This window comes from Bifidobacterium sp. LH_413 (genome assembly GCF_056357015.1).
This window is the reverse complement of the sequence record NZ_JBKEVK010000008.1, coordinates 79,724-105,834: the sequence shown is the minus strand read 5'-3', so window position 1 is coordinate 105,834 and position 26,111 is coordinate 79,724. Positions and strand designations below refer to the sequence as shown.

Below are 26,111 nucleotides of genomic sequence, written 5' to 3'. Positions count from 1 at the left end.
CCCCCCATGCAGAACACGTGGTCGATAGGCCGGACGTGGAAGCCCCGCGAGGGGTGGAGCCGACCGGTACTAACGGGGAAGCGCGACACACATTCATCCCCTCCTATAGGGGACGGCATCAACCTCTTCTGCGGATCATACGCGACACGGAGCAACCGTGACGTCACAACCCAAGCGATCAACAGCGTCCACCATCCGGTCCCCGAACCACCAGCCCGAGGGACTGCGGAACCCCACATGGTTCCCTCCCACAATTGAAGATTTGCGGCGGTCATAGCCCAGGAGAGACGCCCGGTCCCATTCCGAACCCGGAAGCTAAGACCTGGCACGGCGATGGTACTGCACCCGAGAGAGTGTGGGAGAGTAGCACGCCGCCGCATCCACACGATAAGGAAGGCCCTTGGTCGAGCAACAGCTCCCAAGGGCCCTTTCGCATATACGCCAAGACACGCGGCGAACCCCCTCAGCCGGCTCCGCCGGCAGCTCCCCCTCACAAGGGGAGCAGAGGCAAGGCATGCGCCCCCTTCCAGGGGGAGCCGGCGGCCGCAGGCCGCGGGAAAAATCGTATCGGCCGAAGGCCGATTCAGTTTCCCGCGGCCTGCGACCGCTCGTTTTCTCTCCCCCAGTCCGCTGACGCGGACAGCCCCCTCGTCAGAGGGGGCTTATGCGAACGAAGTAGGGCTTAGCCTATCAATCACGCGGCGCTGATACGCCCTAAGGCTATGGCGGTGGTCAGCACGTATGCTTCGCGCGGGTTCGTCGCGTCCCAGCCGGTCGTATCGGCGGCGCGCTTGAGACGGTAGCGCACTGTGTTCGGATGCACGTTGAGCGTGCGCGCCGTGGTCTCCAGCGATCCTCCGGACGAGAGGAACGTGGACACCGTCATCATCGTCGGATCATCCGCGCCGTGACCGGCCAACGAACCGTACACCACATCCACGAGTTCGCGCCGCGCATCATCATCGCCGAGTAGCGCGCGCTCCGGTAGCGCATCCTCGGCGCGCAGCGGTGTGAGCATCCGTTTGCGCGCGAGCGTCGTCGCACCGGAATCCTTGGCGGCCGCGGCGCCCGCGCCCGGCGCGCCCGCACCATGCCCGACGACCAGCGCGGGCGCCGCACGCAACGTCGTCAACGCGGCGATCAACGTCGCCGTCGCACCGGAGACGCCGTGACGCACCGGTCCGAGGCACAACGGTGTCGTCGTCGCATCGAACGCGCCCGCGACCGCCGTACACGTCACATCGGGACTGACCGCCGCCTCCACGCGAATCAACGCGGCGACCACGCCGTCACGCATGCCGACCAGCGGCAGACCGCCGCCCAGATCGACGACCGCCTTCGTCACACCGCGCATCGTCGCCTCGACGGTGGCCGCGGGACGCCCCGCAATCGCGAAACACGCGAATCCGCCGTCGAATCCGAGCACGCGCAGCAGCGACGCGACGCGATCGTCGGACAATCCGGACGTCAGGGATTCGAACGCGACGCGCTCCACGCGGGCGCGGGCCGAACCGTCGTCATCGTCGGCTTCGGCGGCGCTCGTCAGCAGGTCCAGGAAATCAGTCATGTCTCCAGTGTAGTGAGTGCGGGCGTGGCGCAGACCCCCTCAGTCGGCCTTTGGCCGACAGCTCCCCCTCACAGGGGGAGCAGAGGGAATCGCCGATTCCTCAAGGGGGAGCAGGGGAATCGGCGATCAGCGGGTCTTGAAGTAGCGGAACAGATGGCGTTCGCGAATCAGGAGCGCACCGATCAGCGCCCCCGTCATCACGCCCGCATACCCGGCTGCCGGCACGCGCAGCAGCGCCGTGGTGAGCACCGCCGCGTCGGTGCGCGTGTTCTCCAGCCACGTCCAGGCGAACTCCACCACGCTCATCAGCGTCGCGGTGGACGCCCACGCAGCCGTTTCGACGAGGATCTGCACGACCATCGCCGGTTTCGGCACGCCGCAGTGCAATGCGGACGCGAGCTCCAACCGTCGCCGCCACACGGAGACGAATCCGGCGATCAGCGCGACCACGCCGGCCACGATCGGCGCCCATACGGTGAGTCGCCCGCGGTACATCGCGGCCGCGTCGAACGTGCGTCCGCGCGACGTGTTCAATTGCGAGACCATCGGACGTTCCTGCGTGCCCGTCGCATCGCCGACCGTCGTGACGCGCAGCAACGATTCGATGTTCTCCGGGACCGGCCACGATTTCACCCAACACTGGTCGAACAGGCCGCCGTACCCCGCGGGGACGGGCGCGACCGCCGCATACGAGTAGCCGCTCTGCCGCCCGTCGTCCGGCCAGTCGTAGACGCCGGCGACGTCGAGCGTCCTCTCGTCGCGTAACGCGAGTCGGCTGCCGGCGCGGGCGGCGAGCGGTGCCGCCGCCTCGCCCGACAGCCACACGCCGTTCACGTCGGACACCGTCGTGGGGCTCGCCTCGCGCCCGCCCGCCGTGCTGTTGCGGAACACGCCGATCGCGCCCGGCGTCGCCTCATAGACGGGCACGCCGGTCGACGGCAATGCGGCGAACGTGAGTTTCGTCTGCGAGGCGCGCGTCGCGCCGGCCGCGATGACGCCGTCGAGCGAGGCGAGACGGTCGCACGCGGTGCCGTCGATGCGGCCCGTATATGTGATGACGGTGGTGGAACCGCCTGCGGCGACGAACGCGTCCGCCTCGCGCTGGATCTTCGTGATCGCCATGAGGTCGGCGCCCGCGCACAGGAGCAGCAGGAAGGCGAGCGTCAGGGCCATCCCGCACGCGTGCGACGTGCCGGTTGCGAGATTGCGCACGGCCTCGTCGAGGACTCCGGCGAGGCGCATGCGGGGATGGGACCGTTCGCGCTGCTTCCGCGGTTGTCGTCGTGGCTGCTTCGGCTGGTTCATGATGATGCCCTTCTGCTGCCGGTCACGGCCGGTCATTGCCAATCGCCGAGGTCGATGAGGTCGGTGCACGCGTCGCGTGTGCGCGGATCGTGCGTGGCGACCACGACGATCGCGCCGCCGAGCGACAGCGCGTGAAGGCGCTCGTTCACCGTGGCGGCGGTGGTGAGGTCGAGCTGCGCGGTCGGCTCGTCGACGAGCATCAGGTCGGCGCCGCTGGCCACACCGCGGGCGAGCATGAGCCGCTGCGCCTCGCCGCCGGACAGGTCGCTGAACGGCTTGCAGGCGAGCCGCGTGAGACCGAACGCATGGAGCAGGTCCAATGCATGCGATTCGGCGTCATGGCGGCTTTCGCCGCGTGCGATGAACGGGAGCGCCACATGGTCGAGGGCGGTGCGGTTGGCCACGCCGTGCGGATTCTGCAGCACCCAGTTGACGCGGTCGCAGCCGATACGCTCCACCGTGCCTTGCGCGGGCGCGGTCCAGCCGGCGATGATCGACAGCAGCGTCGACTTGCCGGAACCGGACGGGCCGGTGAGCGCGTACACGTGCCGGGGAAGCAGCGTGACGGTGAGATGGCGGAAGAGCATGTCCTCGCCGGTCGGGTCGAAGGTGTGGCCCACGTCGGTGAGGACGACGCGCTTGGCGGGGGCGGTGTCGGCGGTGTCGGCTGCGGTGACGGTATCGGCCGGAATGACGGTGTCGATGACGGTATCGATGCTCATGGCGTTACTCCCGGCACGGCTTGCTGGTGGTGGGGGCGACGTCGACCGTGGTGAACGGGTCGACGCCGTCGGGCGAGACCATCGTCTTGCCGAGCTGCGAGGCGATGATCGTGACCGGCGTGGGCTTGCCCGTGACGCTCACGCACGCGGTGCCGCCCGACGTGCGGTAGAGCGCGGACGGCGGCACGGTGATCGACTCGATCGGATTCGCGAGACGCCACGTGAACGAGACCTGGAGCGTGCCGCCTTCGCCGGTTCCGGTGCCGCCGCCGGAACTGGTGCCGGATGCGCCGGTGCCGCCGGAACCGCCGCCGAGCGAGGCGAGACGGTATTCGGTGCTGGCGGCGATCGCGGCGAGCGCCGCCACGTCGGTGATTTCGGTGGTACCGGCGGCGACGGGGAAGTCCTGGCCGTTCACGGTGAGGATGCGGTCGCCGGTGACCGCATCCGACGATTGCGCGGATTGCGCCGATTGTGCGCCGGACTGGGACGCGGGCAACGTGGCTTTGACGGGCGCGCCGGACGTGGCGAACAGGTCCGCGCCCTGCATGGCCTGCCGGCCGACCGCGATCCGGCAGTCGGCGACGGTCACGGCGGCGGCTGGCAGCCAGATGAAGAACGAGGGGTCGATGGCCCAGCCGTCGTCCTTGGTGATGCGGCGCGCGCCCACATTGCCGGCGAGCGCGTTGTAGGCGACGATTGAATCCCAGACGAACCAGTCGGAATCGGGGGCGGCGTAGCCGAGCGCGCGCAACGCGTCGTTCAACGCGCGGGCGTCCGGTCCCTGCGTGCCGCTCGCGAGACGGCGGTACGGCGGGGTGGCGGTGTTGAGCGCGAGCAGGGGGACGGCGTCCACGGCGAGCGGGGTGCTGCCCGATGCGACGGTCGCGTTCGCCGCGCAATCCGACGAGGTGACCGTGCCGGACACGGGCGAGGTGACGGTCGTGGAGGCGCCGAGCGTCAGCGTGAGCTGGACGGAACGGGAATCGTCGAACCGGGTGGATGCGACCGTCATCGAACCGGCCGGCGTGGAGGATTCCAACGATTGGGGGATGCGCGAGCGGGTGAGCAGGAACCCGCCGGCCACTCCCGTCGACAGCAGCAGCGCCGCCAGCAGGACGATCACGGAGACGGTGACGCCGGTGCGGGCGGGCTTGGACGTGGTGGCGGAGGAGGTCTTGGAGGTCGTCTTTCTGCGCATCGTGGGTGCCTCCTTGCTGATGGTCGATTCCACTGTATGGCGTTCCGGTTGTCCACCGGGAGGGAATACGTCATCCGGAGGACGACATCATCTCCTGACCGGCTGACTTAGCCGGTCAGGATTGGCATTGGCGAAGTTTGCTTTGGTAGGAGGCATCGTCGTTCTTCTCCGCGGAGAAGGGACCGGATTGGTCGGCGAGATCGGTGTCGTAGTCGTTGACGGTGTAACCGCCATCCACGAGCCCCTGCTCGATGAGACAGGTGACGATGGTCTTGCGGATGTCCTTGTTGTCCGGATTCATCCGGACCGAAGCGACCAGGCCTCGGATGGCCGCGGTGCCGTTGCGTCGGTCGCAGGTCTGTTGGACCGTGTTGGTCCGCTCGCCCCAAGCCTTGCTTTCTTCTTCGGATAAGCCGGACGGCGGATAGACGCTTCCGGCACCGGTGGTATCGAAGTCGAAGGATCCGGGGTCGTATCCGTGGTCGATGAAGCATTGGTCGTATTGCTCCTTGAGCTCGTTCAGCTCTCCCTCGGTCACGACACCATCCTCGAGGATCGACAGACCCAGCCGATTGTCGTCGTCATTGTCGGCATCGCGCAATTCCGACCTTACGGTGTTCAGTTCCGCGGAATAACCGGTGTTGAGATCGTAGCCGTCGGTCGTCGTGGCGTTCGTGCCCGTATCGTGCCCGCCGGCCGCATTCACGGAGCAGCCGGCGAGTGTGGCGATCATGCAGATCGTGCAGACGGCGACGGCCGCGCCATTGGAGAGGATGCTGTTCATATGTCGCCCGTTTCCCATGATGCTTCGTTGCATCACCATGCTCTCAGACGGGAGACATGACGGGAAGCGAAAACGTAATCCACTGGACGACGGGCGGGCCTGACGGGCGGCCCGACACGCGGATACGCCTATACGCCTCTATGCCTATGGGCGGGCTTCGGCGGTGACGATGGCGCTGCTGTCCGTTGCCGTTCCGCGCGAATCGCGGTGGAAGGTGAGGCAGAGGAAGGCGAAGCAGAAGGCGACGGGGAGCATGTGGCGTTCGAAGTTGTTCGCCGGCGCGGTGATCATCACGCCCATGAGCAGCAGCAGCGGCAGATGCCAGGCGAGCGAGCGCCACCGTTTCAGGATCACCTCGGCCGCGCCGATGAGCAACGTCAGGATCACATAGAAGTTGCCGTGCGTCACCCAGCCGAGCACCGGGATCGCGCCCCACGAGTCGGCGAACGTGGCCACGCGCTCGCGCCAGGCGTGGTTGACGTATTTGAGCCACGTCGAGTTCTTCTGCACGTAGTCGCTGTCCACGTAGTAGTTCATCGACACGTACGGCAGGTCCGCGATGTCGAAGTAGCCGTAGCATTTCGCCATCAGCGCGTCCATCGCCACCACCGGGTTCGCCTTGACGATCTCGAGCCACGCCTTGTTGAAGCTCTTCATGTCGTCGGGTTTGACGGAACGCCAGCGGTAGCTCACCTTCTTCGACTGGATGCCGGAGGATTTCACCGGGTCCGCGTCCTGCGGGAAATACGCGTCGGCCATCTGATCGAGGTTGAAGACGGGGGCGAGCTCCTTGCGCGCCGATTCCGGGATCGTCTCCGGAGCGCGTTCGGCGACGCGGGCGATCATCTGCAACTGCACGCCGTGGCTTTCGATCGGGTCGCCGCCGATGATCGCGCCCGACGAGATCGCCATCGAGATGCCGCCGTGGATGAGGATCGTCGGCAGGAGGATCGCGACCACGTAGGTGGCCCAGCGGCGGCGGTCGGCGGCGATGGCGAGCACGAACTCGAAGAGCAGCACGTACCACGCGTATTTCGCGGAGATTAGCATGACGGCGTTCGCCGCGGCGAACGCGACGAGCGTGCGGCGGGGGAGACGGAGAATAAGGGGCTTGCGGGACCCCCTCAGTCCGCCTGTGGCGGCCAGCTCCCCCTCCCGGGGGGAGCGGGGGGACGAGGCGGCATTCCGGGGGGAACGGGGAGCGTCGGTTCGTGAGGCGTCGGTGAGGGCGTGGAGCTCGTACCAGAAGCCGAACGCCCAGAGGAACGCGAACGCGAACAGCGGGGATTTCGTCAGCGAGATCGTCGAGAACACGGCCAGCGGGCAGACGAGGAAGAATGCGACCACCGCGAGACGCACGCCCGCGTGAGCCGCCTCGGGCGGCAGCGCCGGGCGCACGCCGCGTTCGGGACGGGCGAACGCGCGCGGACGGAACCGGCTGCCGCGCTCCGGATGCGCGAAGTCACGCCGGGCCGTGCGCACGTCGGTGCGGCGCATCCACGGCAGATTGAGGAAGCGGTGCGCGGTCGCCGCCGTGCAGCAGACGGCGAACAGGAACTGGGCCGCCGCGAGCGCGATCACGCCCCAGTCGTTCGACCCGGTCAGATACCGGCTCGCGGCCATCGTCGACCCGTAGAAGAGGGTGAGCACGATGTTGTGCTGGTCGGTCAGATACGTCGGGTCGGCGGGCCACAGGTAGTGGGCGGTCGGGTAGATGTCCATCGGGGCGAACGAGAAGAAGCCGATGTATGGCTGCTTCAATCCGGTCCACTGGTTCCACGCCCAACTGAACTCGCGAGCCTGGCTGCGCAGGTCCGCGCCGAACGCGGCGAGCAACGTGGTCGGCGCCCACAGCCAGCCAACGAGGAAGACGGTCCACAGCTTCCAGCGCCGGTCGGTGAGACGCACGATCCAGCGGGAGAGGAACGTCCGGGAGTGCGCCGCGATGGTGCGCACACGGGCGCACCATCGCGCGCGACGGGTGGTCGGTGCGGTTGCGGACGTCACGTCGGTGGGAACGTCGGGACGATTGCGCCGACGCAACGGCAGGATGCGGCGTGGCGTGCGCTCGCCGGTCGCGCGGTCCGTGCGCCAGCCGAGCAGCGGCTCCCGCCTGCCCACGCGCATCAGCGCGACGATGATGGCCATATAGATGACGAAGGCGAGGATGCCGTACAACGCGTTCAGCCAATGGAACGCGGCGATCGAGGAATCCGCCCAGTACAACGGGCCGACGGCCGTGCACCAGGAGAGCCACAGCACCGCCGCCACGGCCAGCGCCCACCGCGCCACGGCACCGATGCGGTCGATGGGGCGGTACGACGTGCCCGCCGATCCCGCGGATGCGTGGGTTCGGGACGTCGCCGATTCGGCCGGGGAAGGGGGATTCGCTGTGACATCGCTCATAGGGCAGTATTCTAGCGTCGCGGTCACCTCGCTCGATCGGCTGCGCCGACCGTCTCTCCCTCCGCCGGCTGCGCCGACCGTCTCTCCCTCCGCCGGCTGCGCCGGCACCTCCCTCGTCAGAGGGAGGCGGGCGAGGCGGGAGGGTTTGGGATAGGCGGGGCGTATGGTGGTGGGCATGATTTCACTGTTGAAGGTCGCAGCATCGGAGCTGGAGCATACGAGGCGCATCGCGGACAAGGTCGTATCGGTCGCGGATATGGATTCGACGCACGCCGAGGCCCGGCGCATGCTCGAACGCGGCGAAATCGTGTTGGAGCGCGGTGAGGGCGAGCTGCCGGTCACCGTGATCACCGCCGATTATCTGAGCAACGCGCTGGTCAGGTTCGGACGCCAGTGGATCACGGCGCCGGGCAAATCGTTGGCGGCGACGTTCGTGAGCGTGATTCCCGAGACGGTCGCGGACGACGAGATGGTCAACGGGTGGCTGGCGATGATCGCCGAGCTGTCCCTGTTGGACGCGCTGGAGGGCGCGGTCGACGACTGCGGTGCCCGTCCGTACGACGATGAGTGCGGCTTCCAGCTCAAATGGCCGAATGACCTGTACTGCCACGGGTTGAAGCTGGGCGGCACGGTCGCCGAGGTGATGCCGCTGCACGGGGATTCCGAACGCAAGGCCATCGTGTTCAGCGCGGGATTGAACCTGTTTATGCCGGCCGACCATCTGCCCACGGCTCAGGCCACGTCGCTGCAGATGAACGTGGGGCCGCTGCCGCCGGTCGACGGGTTGCGCGACCTCATCATCGCGCGGTTCGTCGAGTCGATGCGGTCGCGGTTGGAGGCGTTCGTCGCCGCGCCGCTCGTGCAGTCGGGACGATTGCGCGCCGAGATGCGACACGTGTGCTGGATGATGGGGCGCACCGTCGACGCGCAGCTCATCGACGGTAGCGCCGTGCGTGGCGAAGTGGTCGCGTTGAACGACGACGCGTCGATCAGCGTGCGCACCGAGGATGGCGAGGTGCGGTCCCTCCTCGCCAGCGAAGTGGGCTTGCTGCAGTAAGCGGTATATGACTAGGCCCCCTCTGACTGAGGGGGCTGTCGAACGTAGTGAGACTGGGGGAGAGCAGAGGAGAGGCCGTAGGCCGCGGGGATATCGCATCGGCCTACGGCCGATTCCGTTTCCTCCAGCCTGCGGCCGCGGTCTCTCCCCCACCCGGCTTCGCCGGGAGCCCCCTCGTCAGAGGGGGCCGATGCCAATGGGTGTCAGCGGAGCTTGGCGAGGCCGGCGGCGACGAGGGAGGCAACGGCGGCCTTGACGATGTCGCCGATCACGAAGCCCATCGAGGCGATGGCGACGGCCGCGATCGGCGCGCCGGTCAGCGCGGACTGGATGAGGAATCCGAACGCGTAGACGGCCACGACGCCGCCGAGGAACGCGGCCGCGAAGTAGCGCAGCGCGCCGAGGAGCGTCGCCTTGACGCCATGTTCGCCAGCCTTGCCCTTGAGCCACGCGATGACGACCACGCCCGGCAGGAAGCCGAGCAGGAAGCCCGCGCTCGGGCCGACGAGCGCCATCGTGGAGGTGCCGCCGGCGAACACCGGCAGGCCCGCGGCGCCGGCCGCGAGATACGTGGCGACCGCGGCGCCCGCCTGACGCCACGTGAGCATGAGGCCGGCGAGCATCACGACGAACGTCTGCAGCGTGATCGGCACCGGCGTGCCCGGAATCGGAATCTCGCCCGCGGCGGCGGAGACCCACATGAGCACGGCGAACAGCACCGGCTTCCAGGAGACGGCGGCGACGCGGCGCGCGATGGAGACGGACTTGGCGGCGGACGATTGCGCGGCGGGCGTAGGGGTGTTGGACTGCATGAGATGATTCCCTTCTCGTGAAAACGCGGACCCGAACGAGGGATTCCGCCCGGCCGCCGGATGGTCCGCGGCCTTCCCGGCGTTACGGTCGCGGCCCGAAACGAATACGGGATGCCGCGGCTCTCCGCCGGCGTTGACATCGAGGATAGAACCGTCAAGCTACGGTGACGTTTGTGGAAGGTGACAAAAGTCCGCGCCGGGTTTTGTGGACGTTTCGATTGAAACCGTCAGTTTTGAAGAGCAGAATCTGACGTCATGGGGCAATCCGTCAAGAAACTACTCATCGCCAACCGCGGCGAAATCGCCATGCGCGTGGTCCGCACCGCGCGTGAGATGGGCATCGCCACGGTGGCCGTCTACGCCGAACAGGACCGCGAGTCGCAATACGTGTCGCTCGCCGACGAGGCGTACCTGCTGCCCGGCGACACCTACCAGGACACGTATCTCAACGAGGACCGGCTCATCGACATCCTGAAGCGCTCCGGCGCGGACGCCGTCCACCCCGGCTACGGCTTCCTGTCCGAAGTGCCGTCCTTCGCCGCCAAGGTCGAGGAGGCCGGCGCGATCTGGGTGGGGCCGCACCACACCGCGCTCACCGAGCTCGGCGACAAGATCACCGCGCGCCGCGTCGCGCTGCGCGCCAAGGTGCCGCCCGTGCCCGGCCTGTCCGAATCGGTCAAGGACATCCGCACGCTGCTCGACTTCGCGCACACGCACGGCTACCCGATCATGATGAAGCGCACCGACGGCGGCGGCGGGCACGGCATCACCGTCGTGCGCGACGACGAGGAGCTGCGCCGCTTCTACACGAACCACGACGCGCTCGAAGGCGGCGACCTCGACGAGTACTTCATCGAGAAGTTCATCGACAAGGCACGCCACGTCGAGACCCAGTCGGGCCGCGACAGCCACGGCAACTTCACCGTCTACTCGACGCGCGACTGCTCGCTGCAGCGGCGCAACCAGAAGCTCGTCGAGGAGGCGCCCGCGCCGTTCCTGACGGACAAGGTCGCCGAGACGCTCGTCGAATACTCCCGCCGCCTGTTCACCACCGTCGGCTACACGGGACTCGGCACCTGCGAGTTCATGGTCACGCCGAACGGCAAGGTCTACTTCCTCGAAGTGAACCCGCGACTGCAGGTCGAACACACCGTCTCCGAGGAGGTCAGCGGCCTCGACCTCGTGCGCGAGCAGCTCAACATCGCCGCCGGCGGCGAGCTCACACCCGCGCCCGAACCTCGCGGCCACAGCTTCGAACTGCGCATCACCTCCGAGGATCCGGCCACGAACCTCACGCCGTCCTCCGGCACGCTGGAGCGCATCGTGTGGCCGTCCGGCCCCGGCGTGCGCATCGACACGGGCGTCACGCAGGGCGACACGGTGTCGCCGAAATTCGATTCGATGATGGGCAAGGTCATCGTCACCGCGCAGGACCGCGCCGCCGCCGTGGCGCGCGTGCGCCGCGTGCTCGACGAGATGGTCATCGAAGGCGTGCCGACGCCGATCCCGCTGTTCAAGGAGATCTTCCGCGACGACGCGTTCACCGCCGAACACGGCCACGCGTTCGACGTGAGCACGAAATGGCTGGAACGCACGTACCTGAACCGCGAGGCGAACGCGGCGCGCGGCGGGCAGCCGGCGTCGCTCGCCGGCGCGCCCGGCGCGGACGCGAAGGTCGCCTCCGAGACGTTCGTCATCGAGATGAACGATCGTCGCGTCAAGCTCACCGTGCCGCTCGACGTCGTCGAGAACCTGACCGGCGGCGCGCGCGCACGCGGCGCGAAACGACCCACGCAGCCGCTGCGCGGGTCCGGCTCGCACGCCGGATCCGTCGCACGCGGGCCGATCGACGACGGCGCGAAGTCCGGCGTCATCGCCTCGCCGATGCAGGCCGTCGTCACGCGCGTCAACGTGGCGGAGGGCCAGGAGGTCGCGAAGGGCGACCTGATCGTCGTGCTCGAATCGATGAAGATGGAGAACTACGTGTACGCGCCGGCCGCGGGCACGGTGAAGAAGATCTTCGTCGGCCCGGCCGACGGCGTCGAAGCCGGCGACACGCTGGTCACGCTGGACGTGGTTGGGGCGTCCGGCTCGGCCGGCGACGCCGAGGACAACGGGAAGGAGGCCACGGAATGACCGACATCGTGGAGATGCCCGCCGTGCGCGACGCCGTGAAGCAGGCCGCCGGACAGGGCGGCGCCGGCGACGGCCGCCAGCCGCTGCGCGCGGCCGTCGTCAAGGCCGCCGAACTCGCGCGCGACGCCGAGAACCGCGCGCGCGACAAGCAGCACGCCAAGCACAAGAAGACGGCGCGCGAACGCCTCGACCTGCTGTTCGACACCGGAACCTTCGAGGAGATCGGCCGCTTCCAAGGCGGCGACATCAACGCCGGGAAGGCCGGTGCGGCCGTCATCACCGGCTTCGGCCTCGTCTACGGGCGCAAGGTCGCCGTCTACGCGCAGGACTTCTCCGTCAAGGGCGGCACGCTCGGCACCGCGGAAGGCGAGAAGATCTGCCATCTCATGGACATGGCCATCGCGCTCAAGGTGCCGATCGTCGCGATCGTCGACTCCGGCGGCGCGCGCATCCAGGAAGGCGTCGCCGCGCTCACCCAGTACGGGCGCATCTTCCGCAAGACGTGCGAGGCGAGCGGCTACGTGCCGCAGATCTCGCTGATCCTCGGCCCGTGCGCGGGCGGCGCCGTCTACTGCCCGGCCCTGACGGACCTCATCATCATGACGCGCGAGAACTCCGACATGTTCGTCACCGGACCGGACGTCGTCAAGGCCGCGACCGGCGAGACCATCTCGATGGCCGACCTGGGCGGCGGCGAGGTCCACAACCGCAAGTCGGGCGTCGCGCACTACCTCGGCGCCGACGAATCCGACGCGATCGACTACGCGCGCACCGTGCTCGCCTACCTGCCGTCCAACTGCGACGAACAGCCGCCGGTCTACGCGTACGCCGCCACGCGCGCCGAACGCGAGACCGCGAAACGGCTCGCCACGCTCGTGCCCGACAACGACCGCCAGCCGTACGACATGCTCGACGTGATCCGCTGCATCGTCGACTACGGCGAGTTCGTGCAGGTGCACGAACTGTTCGCCGCGTCCGCGCTCGTCGGCTTCGCGTGCGTCGAAGGCCGCCCGGTCGGCATCGTCGCGAACCAGCCGAACGTGAACGCCGGCATCCTCGACGTGGACTCGTCCGAGAAGATCGCCCGGTTCGTGCGCCTGTGCGACGCGTTCAACCTGCCCGTCGTCACCCTCGTGGACACGCCCGGCTACAAGCCCGGCGCAGAACAGGAGCATGCGGGCATCATCCGCCGCGGCGCGAAGGTCATCTACGCGTACGCGAACGCGCAGGTGCCGCTCGTCACCGTCGTGCTGCGCAAGGCGTTCGGCGGCGCGTACATCGTGATGGGATCCAAAGCCATCGGCGCCGACATGAACTTCGCCTGGCCCAGCTCGCAGATCGCGGTGCTCGGCGCGGCCGGCGCGGTGAACATCATCCACCGCCACGACCTCGCCAAAGCCAAGGCGTCCGGGCGCGACGTGGAGGCGCTGCGCGCGAAGTACATCGCCGACTACGAGGAGACCACCGTCAACGCGAACCTCTCGCTCGAACTCGGGCAGATCGACGCGATGATCGACCCCGAGCAGACGCGCGAGGCGATCGTCGCCTCGCTCGGCACGCTCGCCACCAAACGCCGCGTCCGCGCGAACGACAAGCACCACGGCAACCAGCCGCTCTGATCGGTCCGTTCGGCAGACCGATCAGCGCGAGGAGGAGGACAGTCCAGTGGACTGTCCGACGACGGAGCCATCCGCATAACAGAACGTAACCACAGACTTACGTAACGCAACAACAGACAAGGAACACCAATGAGCACATTCTTCCTCGACCAGCTCGCCGCAGGCGAGACGCCGCACGCGCTCGCCTTCGCGGGCCAGTCCACGCCGTGGCCGGTCGCGCTCGCCGACCAGACCACCGATCCGACGCTCGCCGAGGCGCTGCACGCGCACGTCGACGCCGCCTACACGAAGCTCACGCCGGTGAACGCCGACCTGCTCGCCACCACCGGCCGCCCGGTCGACCTGTTCGGCTTCACGCCGAACCCGGCCCGCCTCGGCGCGGCCGCCGACGCCACCGCCTCCGTCGAAGGCATCGCCCTCACCCAGCTCGGCGCGCTCATCGACCTCGAACACCTCGGCTACACGCTGCCGGCCGCCAAGCCGGCCGCCGTGCTCGGCCACTCGCAGGGCGTGCTCGCCGTCCACATGGCCAAGGCCATCGAGCAGACCGGCTCCATCGAAGCCGCCCGCGACCAGATCGACGAGATCCTCGCCACCGCCGCCCTGATCGGCGCCGCCGGCACGCGCGCCGCCCGCGAACTCGCCCTGAACCCGCTGCACGGCGAGGCCACGCCGATGCTGTCGGTGCGCGGCGCCACCCGCGCCCAGGTCGAGACGCTCGCCGCCCGCGTCAACAACCCGCGCGGACCGATCGCCATCGCCGTGACCAACTCGGACGACCACCACGTGATCTCCGGCTTCCCGGACGACCTCGCCGCCTTCGCCGTCGAAGTCGCCAAGGAGCACAAGAAGCAGGCCGCCCTGCGCGAGGAGAAGGTGCGCGGCGGCGCCGTGTTCGCGCCCGTGCTCGAGTACCTCGACGTGACCCTGCCGTTCCACTCCCCGCTCATGAAGCCCGCCGTCGACCAGACGATCGCCTGGGCCGAGGCCTGCGGCTTCGACACCGACCGCGCCCGCGCGCTCGCCGAGGAGGTGCTGCTCAACCATGTGGATTGGGCCGCCCGCGTGCGCGAGGCCCTGACCGACACCGACCCGGCCAAACTGTGGATCGTGGACATGGGCCCGGGCTCCACGCTCGGCAAGCTCATCGGCAACGTGGTCGAAGGCACCGGCGTGGGCGTCGTCGAAGCGACCACGCTCGCCGAGCGCGCCGCCCTCTCCACGCTCGACCCGGCCGAGGCCGAGACGCTGCGCACCCAGAACTGGAAGGCGTTCGCCCCGCGCGTGGCGCACACGCCCGCCGGCGACCGCCTCGTCACCAAGTTCTCCGAGCTCACCGGCAAGCCGCCGGTGCTGCTGCCCGGCATGACCCCCACCACCGTCGATCCGGAGATCGTCGCCGCGGCCGCGAACGCCGGCTACTGGGCGGAGCTCGCCGGCGGCGGCCAGGTCACCGCCGAGGTGTTCGACCGTCACGTCGCCAAGCTCGAGGAGCTGCTCGACGAAGGCCGCACCGTCGAGTTCAACGCCATGTTCATGGACCGTTACCTGTGGAACCTCCAGTTCGGCTCCTCCCGCATCGTGCCGAAGAAGCGCGCGTCCGGCGCGCCGATCGACGGCGTCGTCGTCTCCGCCGGTGTGCCCGAGCTCGACGAGGCCGTGGCGTTGGTCGCGCAGCTCAAGAAGGACGGCCTGCCGTACGTGAGCTTCAAGCCCGGCACCGTCGACCAGATCCGTCAGGTGATCCGCATCGCCAAGGCCGTCGCCCCGACCGTCATCCTCATGCAGGTCGAAGGCGGCGCCGCCGGCGGCCACCACAGCTGGGAGTCGCTCGACGACCTGCTCACCTCCACCTACGCCGAAGTGCGCGCCTGCGACAACCTCGTGCTCGTCGCCGGCGGCGGCATCGGCACGCCGGAACGCGCCGCCGACTACCTGTCCGGCCAGTGGTCGCGCGCCTACGGCCTGCCCGACATGCCGGTCGATGGCGTGCTCGTCGGCACCGCCGTCATGACCGCTAAGGAGGCGCACACCAGCCCCGAGGTCAAGCAGCTGCTCGTCAAGACCCCCGGCATCACCGCCGAGACCGTCGCCGCGTCCGGCGCGGCCGACGACCCGTTCGCCCCCGCCGGCGAGCGCTGGGTGCCGTCCGGCAAGTCCGTGGGCGGCGTCGCGTCCGGTCTGAGCCATCTGCACGCCGACATCTACGAGGTGGAGAACGCCTCCGCCGTGTGCGGCCGTCTGCTCGTGCGCGTCATGAAGCACCCCGAGGAGCTCGAGTCCCGCCGCGACGAGATCATCGCCGCGCTGGACCGCACCGCCAAGCCGTACTTCGGCGACCTGGCCTCGATGACCTACCTCCAGTGGGCGCAGCGTTTCGCCGATCTCGCCTACCCGTGGGTGGACGACACGTACGCCGACCGTTTCCTGCACCTGCTGCACCGCATCGAGGCCCGTGTGGCCGACGTGGATTCCGGCGAGTTCGATTCGAAGCTCGACGTGACCCGCGACGACGTGATCGCCGATCCGGCGCCCGCGCTCAAGGCGCTGGCCGCCGCCTACCCGCAGGCCGCCGAGCTCAAGGTCACTCCGGCCGACGAGGCGTGGTTCCCTGTGCTCGTGCGCGAATACCCGAAGCCGATGCCGTTCGTGCCGGTCATCGACAACGACCTGCTGCGCTGGTGGGGTCAGGATCAGCTCTGGCAGTCCGAGGACCCGCGCTATTCCGCGGATTCCGTGCGTGTCATCCCCGGCCCGATCTCCGTGGCCGGCATCACCACCGTCGACGAGCCGGTGGCCGACATCCTCGGCCGTTTCGAGGCCGCCGCGCTGGAGCGCGCGAAGGAGTCCGGCGCTGAAGCCGAGGACGAGTACGCGACGCTCGGCGAGGCCGAAAACGCCGAGGACTTCATCCGCAAGTCGCCGAACATCTCCTGGGTGGGCCACGTGACCGACAACCCGGCGTACGGCACCAAGCTCGGCGACAAGGACTACGAGATCCGCGCCGTGGACGCCGCGAACGGCGAATACGACCTCGACATCCATCTCGACACGTATTGGGACGACGATCCGGACGGCGGCAAGTCGAAGCACGCCGTGCGCGACATCGTCATCCCGCTCACCGTGCCGACCGACGCGACCGGCGGCATGCCGATCGTCAACCGCGAACGGCTGATTCCGGACGTGTACGCGATGCTCGCCGCCACCGCCGGCATCGGCAACACCGCCATCACCGGCGACAAGCTGACCGCGATGCCGGCCATTTCGGCCCCCTCTGACGAGGGGGCTGGCACGCGCAGCGTGACTGGGGGAGAGACCGCGGCCACGGCCGCTTCGCGTCCGTTCGGCGAGGCGCACGCCACCTACACGTTCTCCGCGAACCTCGGCTACGACCACGAGGCGGCTACCGGCGGCGCCCTGCCGGGCACGCTGCGCGCCTCCCGCATCGCGCCGGACGCGCTCGTCGGACCCGCCTGGCCGGCGATCTACGCGGCGCTCGGCTCCGTGTCCGTGAACGGATACCCGGTCATCGAGGGTCTGCTCAACGCCGTCCACCTCGACCATCTCATCGAACTCGAAGAGACCGAGGACGAACTGCTCAAGCATGTCGGCGAGACCGTCACGCTCACCTCCTGGGCCGAGGACTACTTCGAATCCGCGTCCGGCCGTGTCGTCACCATCCACGTGACCCACGCCGCCGCCGACGGCACGCTGCTCGCCCGCGAGACCGAACGTTTCGCGATCCGCGGCCGCGTCTACTCCGACGCGCTGCCCGTCGACTCCCCGGAGTTCGGCGACGCGAAGCACGACGAGATCGAATCTACGCCGAGGCGTCTGCTGCGCCGTGTCAAGGTGACCGCGCCGAACGACATGACCGCGTTCGCCCGCACCTCCGGCGACTTCAACCCGATCCACACCTCCAAGCGCGGCGCCGCGATCTCCGGCCTCGCCGCGCCGCTCGTGCACGGCATGTGGCTGTCCGCCACCGCCCAGCACGCGGTGCAGGCGGCCGACGAGAAGGGCGCCCACTACGAGATCGCCGGCTGGACCTACAACATGTACGGCATGGTCCAGCTGAACGACGAGGTCGAGATCTCCGTCGAACGCGTCGGCAAGGTGCGCCACGGTGGCATGGCCCTCGAGGTCGCCTGCCGCATCGACGGCCAGCTCGTCTCCCGCGGCACCGCGCTGGTGCGCGCGCCCGAGGCCGCGTTCGTCTACCCTGGCCAGGGCATCCAGAAGCAGGGCATGGTGTTGGACGAGCGCGCCAAGTCGCCCGCCGCCCGCGATGTGTGGGAGCGCGCCGACAGGCTCACCCGCTCCAAGCTCGGATTCTCGATCCTCGCCCTCGTGCGCGACAACCCCAAGGAGCTCACCGCCAACGGCGTCACCTACCGCCACCCGGAAGGCCTGCTCAACCTCACGCAGTTCACGCAGGTCGCGCTCGCCACCGTCGCGTTCGCGCAGACCGCGCGCCTGCGCGAATCCGGCAGCGACATCTGGCCCGCCTACTTCGCCGGCCACTCGCTCGGCGAATACAACGCGCTGTCCGCGTTCGCCGGCGTGATCCCGCTGGAGACCGTGCTCGAACTCGTGTTCCACCGCGGCTCCACGATGCACCACCTCATCCCGCGCGACGCGCAGGGCCGCTCCAACTACCGCATGGGCGCGCTGCGCCCGAACCAGTTCGGCGTGGGCGACTCGCAAGTGAAGGCGTACGTCGAATCCGTGTCCGAGAAGACCGGCGAGTTCCTGCAGATCGTCAACTACAACCTGGCCGGCGCGCAGTACGCGGTCGCCGGCACGATCGCGGGCCTCAAGGCGTTGCAGGCCGACGCGAACCGCCGCGCCAAGGAGGCGGGCGGCAAGCCGGCGTTCATGCTCGTGCCCGGCATCGACGTGCCGTTCCACTCCACGCTGCTGCGCAAGGGCGTGCCCGAGTTCCGTGACAAGCTCGACGCGCTGCTTCCCGCGCACATCGACTACCGTGGCCGCCTCGTCGGCCGCTACATCCCGAACCTCGTGGCCACGCCGTTCGAAATGACCAAGGAGTTCGCGGCGAAGATCCTCGAGGTCGTGCCCTCCGAGCGCATCAAGGCCGCGCTCGACGATCCGGCTGTGTGGGACTCCTACGCCGCCGACGACCAGAAGCTCGGCCGCCTGCTGCTCACCGAACTGCTCTCCTGGCAGTTCGCCTCCCCGGTGCGCTGGATCGAGACCCAGTCGCTGCTCTTCCACAAGGCCGCGCAGGGCGGTCTCGGCGTGGAGGAGTACGTGGAGGTCGGCCTCGGCAACGCGCCGACCCTCGCCAACCTCGGTGCCAAGACCCTGCGTCTGCCCGAGTTCGCCGGCACCGACGTCACCGTCTACAACGTGGGCCGCGACGAAGGCCGTGTGTACATGACCGATTCGGACAGCCTTGTGCCCGAGGAGGAGCCGGAGAGCGCTCCGGCCGCTTCGGCCGCCGTCGAGGCGGCCCCGGCCGGCGGCTCCGCCGTCGCCAAGCTCGGCTCCGGCGCGGCTCCGGCTCCTGCCGCGGGTGCCGCCGCTCCGGCCCCGACTTCGGCTCCCGCCGTCCCTGCGCCCCCGTCATCGGGGGAGCTGCCGGCGCAGCCGGCTGAGGGGGCATCCGGTGCGGACGTGCCCGACCTGCCGTTCAAGGCCGCCGACGCGATCGGCGTGCTCATGGCCTACTCGGCCAAGGTGCGCCTCGACCAGATTGGCGCCTCCGACACCACCGACACGCTCACCAACGGCGTGTCCTCCCGCCGCAACCAGCTGCTCATGGACATCAGCTCCGAGCTGGGCGTGGCCAGCGTGGACGGCGCCGCCGAGGCGACGCTCACCCAGCTCGCCCAGATCGTGAACAAGGCCGCCCCGAACTACAAGCCGTTCGGTCCGGTCCTCTCCGACGCGATCCGCGACCGTCTGCGTGCCCTGTTCGGCGCGGCCGGCGTCAAGCCGGCGCACATCCGCGAACGCGTGACCGGCGTGTGGCAGCTCGGCGAAGGCTGGGTGGCCGCCACGACCGCCGCGCTCCTGCTCGACACCCGCGAGGGCTCCAGCTCGCGCGGCGGTGACCTCGCCAAGCTGCCGACCGGCGCCGCCGCCAACGCGGCCGCCGCCGACAAGCTCATCGACGACGCCGTCGCCCTGGTCGGCCAGACCAAGGGCGTGGCCGTCTCCAAGCCGTCCGCCGGCGGTGCCGCGGGCGGTGCTGTGGTCGACTCCGCCGCGCTCGACGCGTTCGCCGAGAAGGTCACCGGCGCCAACGGCGTGCTCGCCGCCACCGCACGGTTCGTGCTGAACGAGCTCGGCGTGGCCGCCCCGGCGCCCGAGGCCGGCGAGGACGAGAACGCGGCCGTGGTCGCGGCCGTCAGCGCTGAACTCGGCTCCGACTGGCCCAAGCAGGTCGAGCCGCGCTTCGACGCGAACAAGGCCATCCTCTTCGACGACCGTTGGGCTTCCGCCCGCGAGGACCTCGCCCGCGCCTACTACGAAGGCGACGCGGACGCGCTCGCCGGCAGCTTCATCGGCCTCGGCAAGGCCGTCGCCGCCGAAGCCCGGTGGTTCGCGGCGAAGGCCGATGACGAGACGCTCAAGTCCGCGTTCGACCGCATCGCCTCCGAGGCGCTCGAGCCGGCCTCGTCCGACGCGCAGGCCTCCCGCTTCGCGGGCGACGTGGCCGTGGTCACCGGCGTGAGCCCGAACTCGATCGCCGCCCAGGTGGTCGAGGGCCTGCTCGCCGGCGGCGCCACCGTGATCGCCACCTCGCACAGCTTCAGGCCGTCCATCAAGGCGTGGGGCCGCCAGGCGTACCGCGAGCACGCCACCGGCGACGCCAAGCTGTGGCTCGTGCCCGCGAACCTGTCCAGCTTCCGCGACGTGGACGCGCTCGTGGACTGGGTGGGTCACGTCCAGAAGAAGACGACCGGCGCGACCACCACGATCCTCAAGCCCGCCTACGAGCCGACCCTGTTCTTCCCGTTCGCCGCCCCGCCGGTGCACGGCACGCTCGCCGACTCCGGCGAACTGTTCGAATCGCAGGCCCGCCTCATGCTGTGGGGCGTCGAGCGCGCGATCGCCGGACTGGCGAAGATCGGCGCCGACACCGACGTGCAGCACAAGCTGCACGTGGTGCTGCCCGGCTCTCCGAACCGCGGCGTGTTCGGCGGCGACGGCGCGTACGGCGAGGTCAAGTCCGCGTTCGATGCGATCGTCAACCGCGCCCGCGCCGAACGCGACGCCTGGTCGGACCGTGTCACCTTCGCCCATCCGAAGATCGGCTGGGTGCGCGGCACCGGTCTGATGGGCGGCAACGACCCGCTCGTCGCCGTCGTCGAACGTCACGGCATCCACACGTACTCCACCGCGCAGATCGCGGTCAAGCTGCTCGACCTGTGCACCGCCGACTCGCGCAAGGCGGCCGCCGAGGCGCCGCTCGACGTGGACCTGACCGGCGGTCTCGGCAGCGAGCCGATCGACATCAAGGCGCTGAGGGCGGAGGCGGAGGCCGACGCCGCGGCCGCCGTCTCGGCTCCCTCTGATGAGGGAGCTGGCGCGCGCAGCGCGACTGAGGGAGAGAGCGCGCCCCGTGGGCAGCGGATCAAGGCCCTCCCCACGCCGCACGTTCCGCACCAGCCGCACGTGGACCTCGCCGACTGGGAGGGAGTGACCGCCCGTCCGGAGGACGAGATCGTCATCGTGTCCGTCGGCGAACTGGGCCCGTGGGGCTCCGGCCGCACGCGCGCCCAGGCCGAACTCGGCATCCACCCGGACGGCACCGTCGACCTCAACGCCGGCGCCGTGCTCGAGCTCGCGTGGAACATGGGCCTGCTCACGTGGGCCGACAGCCCGAAGCCCGGCTGGTACGACACCGACGGCAACCTCGTGCCCGAGGAGGACATCGCCGACCGCTACCACGACGAGGTCGTGGCCCGCTCCGGCATCCGCCCGTTCGAGGAGGGCATGGGCGACGACTACAAGGACGGCGCCGACGAGGAGGAGGCCGAGGTCTACCTCGACCACGACGTCACCTTCTCCGTGCCCACCGAGCAGGTCGCCCGCGAGTACGTCAAGCTCGACGAGGCCCACACGTCCATCGCCCGCGACGATGAGTCCGGCGAATGGAACGTGACCCGCCACGCAGGCTCGATGATCCGCGTGCCGCGCCGCGCCGCCATGACCCGCACGGTCGGCGGCCAGTTCCCGAAGGGCTTCGACCCGGTCAAGTGGGGCATCCCCGCCTCGATGGTCGGCGACGTGGACCGCATCGCGCTGTGGAACATCGTCACCACCGTGGACGCGTACCTGTCGGCCGGATTCAACCCGGCGGAGATCCTCCAGGCGATCCACCCGTCGCTTGTCGCCTCCACGCAGGGCACCGGCTTCGGCGGCATGGCCTCGATGCGCAAGCTCTACCTCGACCGCTTCCTCAACCACGAGATTCCGACGGACATCCTGCAGGAGGCGTTGCCGAACGTCGTCGCCGCGCACGTCATGCAGAGCTACATCGGCGGCTACGGCAACATGATCCAGCCGGTCTCCGCCTGCGCCACCGCCGCGGTGTCGCTGGAGGAGGGCGCCGACAAGATCGCGCTCGGCAAGGCCGACTTCGTCGTCACCGGCGCGATCGACGACATCGGCGTGGAATCGGTGATCGGCTTCGGCAACATGAACGCGACCGCCAACTCCGCCGAGATGTACGGCAAGGGCATCGACGCGCGCTTCTTCAGCCGCGCGAACGACCGTCGCCGCGGCGGCTTCCTGGAGTCCCAGGGCGGCGGCACGATCCTGCTCACGCGAGGCGACATCGCGTTGAAGCTGGGCCTGCCGGTCGCCGGCGTGATCGGCTTCATCCACTCCTACGCGGACGGCGCCCACACGTCGATCCCGGCCCCGGGCCTCGGTGCCCTGGCGGCGGGCCTCGGCGGACGTGACTCGAAGCTGGTCCACGACCTCGCCAAGCTCGGCGTCACGCCGGACGACATCGCCGTGGTCTCCAAGCACGACACGTCCACCAACGCGAACGATCCGAACGAGTCCGAACTGCACAACACGCTGGCGCACGCCATCGGCCGCACCGACGGCAACCCGCTGTTCGTCATTTCGCAGAAGACCGTCACCGGACACGCGAAGGGCGGTGCCTGCATCTTCCAGGTCAACGGCCTGACGCAGCTGTTCGCCTCCGGCGTCATCCCGGCGAACGCGGCGCTCGACTGCGTCGACCCGAAGCTCGCGAAGGACGACCACATGACCTGGCTGAGGAAGCCGCTGCGCATCGGCGGCGGCGAGGACGTGTTCGGCCGTTCCGCGGCCGGTCAGCCGGTCAAGGCCGGACTCGCCACGTCGCTCGGCTTCGGCCACGTCTCCGGCTTCGTGGCGCTCGTGCACCCCGGCGCGTTCGAGGCGTCCGTCGCGAAGGCGGACGGCGAGGCCGCGCTCGAGGCGTGGCGCGAACGCGCGAACGCCCGTCTCGCCGCCGGCCAGCGCCGTCTCGAGGAGGGCATGATGGGCCGCGCCGCGCTCTACGAGCCGATCGACAACCGCCGCTTCCGCGAGGACGGCGTGAAGCTCGCGGGCGGCGGCCGCTACGACGCCCACGAGGTCGAGAAGGCCATGCTGCTCGACCCGGACGCCCGCCTGAACGCCTCCGGCTACTTCGAGGCGTGATCCGGTGACGCCAATCGCCTCCTTCGTCAGAGGGAGGCTTTTTCATATTCGTACATATTCATGCATATTCGTATGCGTATCGATTCGCATGCACATCGATGGGAGGTCATCATGCCGGTGCTGGGACTCGGCCATGACGTGGTCGACGTGGCGGCGTTCGCCGAGCAGCTCGCGTTGCCCGGATCGCGCATGCGCGCGCTGTTCTCGGTGCGCGAGACGCGCCAGGCCGCGGCCCGCGCGGCGGCGAAGCATGACGGCGAGGCCGTGCATCTCGCCGCCAAATGGGCCGGCAAGGAGGCCGTCCTTAAAGCATGGTGCGAGGCCGTGGGGGAGGGGCCGTTGCCGTACACGATCGACGATTTCCCCTGGTCCGGCGTCGAGATTCTCGACGACGCGCACGGCCGCCCGCACGTCGCGCTGCGCGCCGACGTCGCACGCGCGTTGCGCGAGTCCGTGCCCCAGTCCTCCGCCTTCCGCTGGCATGTCTCCCTCACCCACGACGCCGGCGTCGCCTCCGCCGTCGCGCTCCTCGACTCATAACCCCATGGTGCGGTGAAATCCCCATGGTGCGGTGCCGCAAAACGGCCATTTTCCAACGATATGGAGATTGTGTGTTGCCGCACCATGGGAGTGGTGGGCGATGGTGGACGGGCGTGGGGTGCAAACGCTGTTACCGTTGCGGCGACGCGTCTCGAAACGGTTTGACACGCCGGTTATCGAACCGGTTTGATAACACGCGCGCGCGACGATACACTGGACACCGTCATCGCATACAACCAACGACGAAGTTAGGCATCGCAGCTAAAAGGAGTCACAGATGGCCGAAACCACCGCAACCAAGTCCGCCCCCGCGACCGACGACGTGTTCGCCGCGCGACTCGCCCGCCATCACGACGAATTCGAATCCCTGTTCCGCATGCTGTACGGCGACTCGCCGGAGCTCGCCGTCTTCGAGCGCGCCATGGCCGAGGCCTACGCCGAGCGCCCCGCCGACCTCAAGGCCCTCGACGTCGAGCGCGAGAAGGACCCGGAGTGGTACAAGCGCGGCGACATGTTCGGCATGACCATGTACACCGACCTGTTCGCAGGCGACCTGAAGAAGCTCGCCGGCAAGATCGACTACCTCAAGGAACAGAAGCTCACCTACCTGCACCTCATGCCGCTGCTGAAGATGCCCCACCCGGACAACGACGGCGGTTACGCCATCGAGGACTTCGACACCGTCGACCCGCTGCTCGGCTCCAACGAGGACCTCGCCGCCCTCACCAAGAAGCTGCGCAAGGCCGGCATCAGCCTGTGCCTCGACTTCGTGATGAACCACACCGCCTCCTCCCATCGTTGGGCGAAGGCCGCCGAGGCCGGCGACCCCGAATACCAGGATTACTACTTCTGCTACGACGACCGCACCATCCCCGACCAGTACGACGCCGTCGTCCCGCAGGTCTTCCCGAACACCGCGCCCGGCAACTTCTCCTGGAACGAGAAGATGGGCAAGTGGGTCATGACCCAGTTCTACCCGTTCCAGTGGGATCTCAACTACCGCAACCCGAAGGTCTTCACCGCGATGATGACCTCCGTCATGCACCTCGCCAACCTCGGCGTCGAGGTGTTCCGCCTCGATGCGGTGCCGTACATCTGGAAGCAGTTCGGCACCAACTGCCGCAACCTGCCGCAGGTCCACACCATCGTGCGCATGATGCGCATGATGCTTGAGATCGTCTGCCCGGCCGTCGTCCTCAAGGGCGAGGTCGTCATGGCCCCCAAGGAGCTCGCCGCCTACTTCGGCACCCCCGAGCGCCCCGAATGCCACATGCTGTACAACGTGTCCATCATGGTGAACCTGTGGGCCGCGCTCGCCAGCGGCGACGTGCGTCTGCTCAAGCGCCAGGCCGACAAGCTCAACGCCCTGCCGGACAACTGCTGGTTCGTCAACTACCTGCGCTGCCACGACGACATCGGCTGGGGCCTCGACGAGGACGAGGAGGTGCGCCTCGCCATCGACCCGCTCAAGCACAAGGAGTTCCTGTACCACTTCTACGAGGGCACCGTGCCCGGCAGCTGGGCCATGGGCGAGCTGTACAACTACGACGAGGCCAGCAAGGACGCCCGCAGCTGCGGCACCGCCGCCTCCCTGTGCGGCGTCGAGAAGGCGCTCATCACCCACGACAAGCCCGCCTACGAGAAGTCCATCGACCGCGACCTGCTGCTCCACCGCGCGATGGCGTTCCTGCGCGGCTTCCCGATGCTCAACTGCGGCGACGAGATCGGCCAGCTCAACGGCTGGGACTACAAGGAGGACCCGGACCGCGTGGCCGACAGCCGCAACCTGCACCGCAGCAAGTTCGACTGGAAGAAGGCCGCCGAGCGCCACACGCCCGGCACACTCCAGAACCGCCTGTGGGAGGGCATGGAGTCGCTGCGCGAGATGCGCGACGACCCGTGCTTCGGCCCGGACGCGTGGGTGACCACGTGGGACACCCACGACGACGCGATTCTTGGCGTCCTGCGCAAGGAGGGCGAGCGCACGATCGTCGGCCTGTTCAACTTCACCGACGCCGACACCTACGCCGTGCTCGACAGCACCGCCGACGTCACGCTTCCCGAGCGCGTCGACCTCAAGCCCTACGAGGCGAAGATCATCGTCGCCCACGAGTGAGCGCTCCCCGAATCGTCGTCGCGGGGTGACGCCGCACGCGCCGCTCCACGACGTACCATCATCGGCATCGTGTCCTGTTCCTCTCGGACGCGATGCCGTCCCACCTGTGGCCCCGGCCGCGCGGATCCCCTTCCCGCGCGGCCGGGGCCATCCATATTCCGGCGGCGATCCGGG

12 protein-coding genes, 2 rRNA genes and 2 pseudogenes are annotated in these 26,111 nt (G+C 69.0%); 9 read left to right on the top strand and 7 right to left on the bottom strand.

From position 1 onward, the window contains the following. Nucleotides 1–93 (top strand): 23S ribosomal RNA (locus AC1AYN_RS10190); the annotation flags it as partial. A 170-nt stretch (nt 94–263) separates the two neighbouring features. Next, a 5S ribosomal RNA gene (gene rrf / locus AC1AYN_RS10185) occupies nt 264–380 on the top strand. A gap of 314 nt (nt 381–694) precedes the next feature. Here the strand turns inward: rrf and AC1AYN_RS10180 are convergent. The 6 genes from AC1AYN_RS10180 to AC1AYN_RS10155 all read right to left on the bottom strand — a co-directional run bounded on the left by AC1AYN_RS10180 (nt 695) and on the right by AC1AYN_RS10155 (nt 7,985). After that, nucleotides 695–1,567, bottom strand: a complete 873-nt coding sequence (locus tag AC1AYN_RS10180) for a helix-turn-helix domain-containing protein (protein ID WP_476533112.1) — start codon at nt 1,565–1,567, stop codon at nt 695–697. Nucleotides 1,568–1,693: 126 nt separating this feature from the next. After that, nucleotides 1,694–2,908: a hypothetical protein gene (locus AC1AYN_RS10175; protein WP_476533111.1), complete on the bottom strand. Its 1,215-nt coding sequence runs from the start codon at nt 2,906–2,908 to the stop codon at nt 1,694–1,696. Then, the gene (locus AC1AYN_RS10170) at nt 2,905–3,594 is read right to left on the bottom strand and encodes an ATP-binding cassette domain-containing protein (RefSeq protein ID WP_476533110.1); all 690 of its coding nucleotides are present in this window, start codon (nt 3,592–3,594) and stop codon (nt 2,905–2,907) included. The genes AC1AYN_RS10175 and AC1AYN_RS10170 overlap by 4 nt, the downstream gene beginning before the upstream one ends. A 4-nt stretch (nt 3,595–3,598) precedes the next feature. Beyond that, nucleotides 3,599–4,795, bottom strand: a complete 1,197-nt coding sequence (locus tag AC1AYN_RS10165) for a hypothetical protein (protein WP_476533109.1) — start codon at nt 4,793–4,795, stop codon at nt 3,599–3,601. Nucleotides 4,796–4,910: 115 nt separating this feature from the next. Next, a complete protein-coding gene (locus AC1AYN_RS10160) occupies nt 4,911–5,579 on the bottom strand; it encodes a hypothetical protein (protein WP_476533108.1) in 669 nt (222 codons plus the stop codon). Nucleotides 5,580–5,723: 144 nt separating this feature from the next. After that, nucleotides 5,724–7,985, bottom strand: a complete 2,262-nt coding sequence (locus AC1AYN_RS10155; protein WP_476533107.1) for a DUF6020 family protein — start codon at nt 7,983–7,985, stop codon at nt 5,724–5,726. Between the two features lie 175 nt (nt 7,986–8,160). On the opposite strand from AC1AYN_RS10155, the gene AC1AYN_RS10150 reads away from it, so the two are divergent. Then, complete coding sequence (locus tag AC1AYN_RS10150; protein WP_476533106.1) at nt 8,161–9,042, top strand: biotin--[acetyl-CoA-carboxylase] ligase; 882 nt, start codon at nt 8,161–8,163, stop codon at nt 9,040–9,042. A gap of 203 nt (nt 9,043–9,245) precedes the next feature. Here AC1AYN_RS10150 and AC1AYN_RS10145 read toward each other — a convergent pair whose 3' ends face one another. Continuing rightward, nucleotides 9,246–9,854, bottom strand: a complete 609-nt coding sequence (locus AC1AYN_RS10145; protein WP_476502864.1) for a biotin transporter BioY — start codon at nt 9,852–9,854, stop codon at nt 9,246–9,248. Between the two features lie 255 nt (nt 9,855–10,109). Here AC1AYN_RS10145 and AC1AYN_RS10140 point away from each other — a divergent pair, with 255 nt between their 5' ends. The 6 genes and pseudogenes from AC1AYN_RS10140 to AC1AYN_RS10115 all read left to right on the top strand — a co-directional run bounded on the left by AC1AYN_RS10140 (nt 10,110) and on the right by AC1AYN_RS10115 (nt 25,937). Beyond that, complete coding sequence (locus AC1AYN_RS10140; protein ID WP_476502863.1) at nt 10,110–11,990, top strand: acetyl/propionyl/methylcrotonyl-CoA carboxylase subunit alpha; 1,881 nt, start codon at nt 10,110–10,112, stop codon at nt 11,988–11,990. Next, a complete protein-coding gene (locus tag AC1AYN_RS10135) occupies nt 11,987–13,609 on the top strand; it encodes an acyl-CoA carboxylase subunit beta (protein WP_476533105.1) in 1,623 nt (540 codons plus the stop codon). The genes AC1AYN_RS10140 and AC1AYN_RS10135 overlap by 4 nt, the downstream gene beginning before the upstream one ends. A gap of 129 nt (nt 13,610–13,738) precedes the next feature. Beyond that, a pseudogene (locus AC1AYN_RS10130) lies at nt 13,739–16,868 on the top strand (fatty acid synthase subunit beta domain-containing protein); the annotation flags it as partial. A 560-nt stretch (nt 16,869–17,428) separates the two neighbouring features. After that, nucleotides 17,429–23,281: pseudogene (locus tag AC1AYN_RS10125) on the top strand (acyltransferase domain-containing protein); the annotation flags it as partial. 111 nt (nt 23,282–23,392) lie between these two features. Next, the gene (locus tag AC1AYN_RS10120) at nt 23,393–23,821 is read left to right on the top strand and encodes a holo-ACP synthase (protein WP_476533104.1); all 429 of its coding nucleotides are present in this window, start codon (nt 23,393–23,395) and stop codon (nt 23,819–23,821) included. 277 nt (nt 23,822–24,098) lie between these two features. Beyond that, the gene (locus tag AC1AYN_RS10115) at nt 24,099–25,937 is read left to right on the top strand and encodes an alpha-amylase family protein (RefSeq protein WP_476533103.1); all 1,839 of its coding nucleotides are present in this window, start codon (nt 24,099–24,101) and stop codon (nt 25,935–25,937) included. Nucleotides 25,938–26,111: the final 174 nt, after the last annotated feature.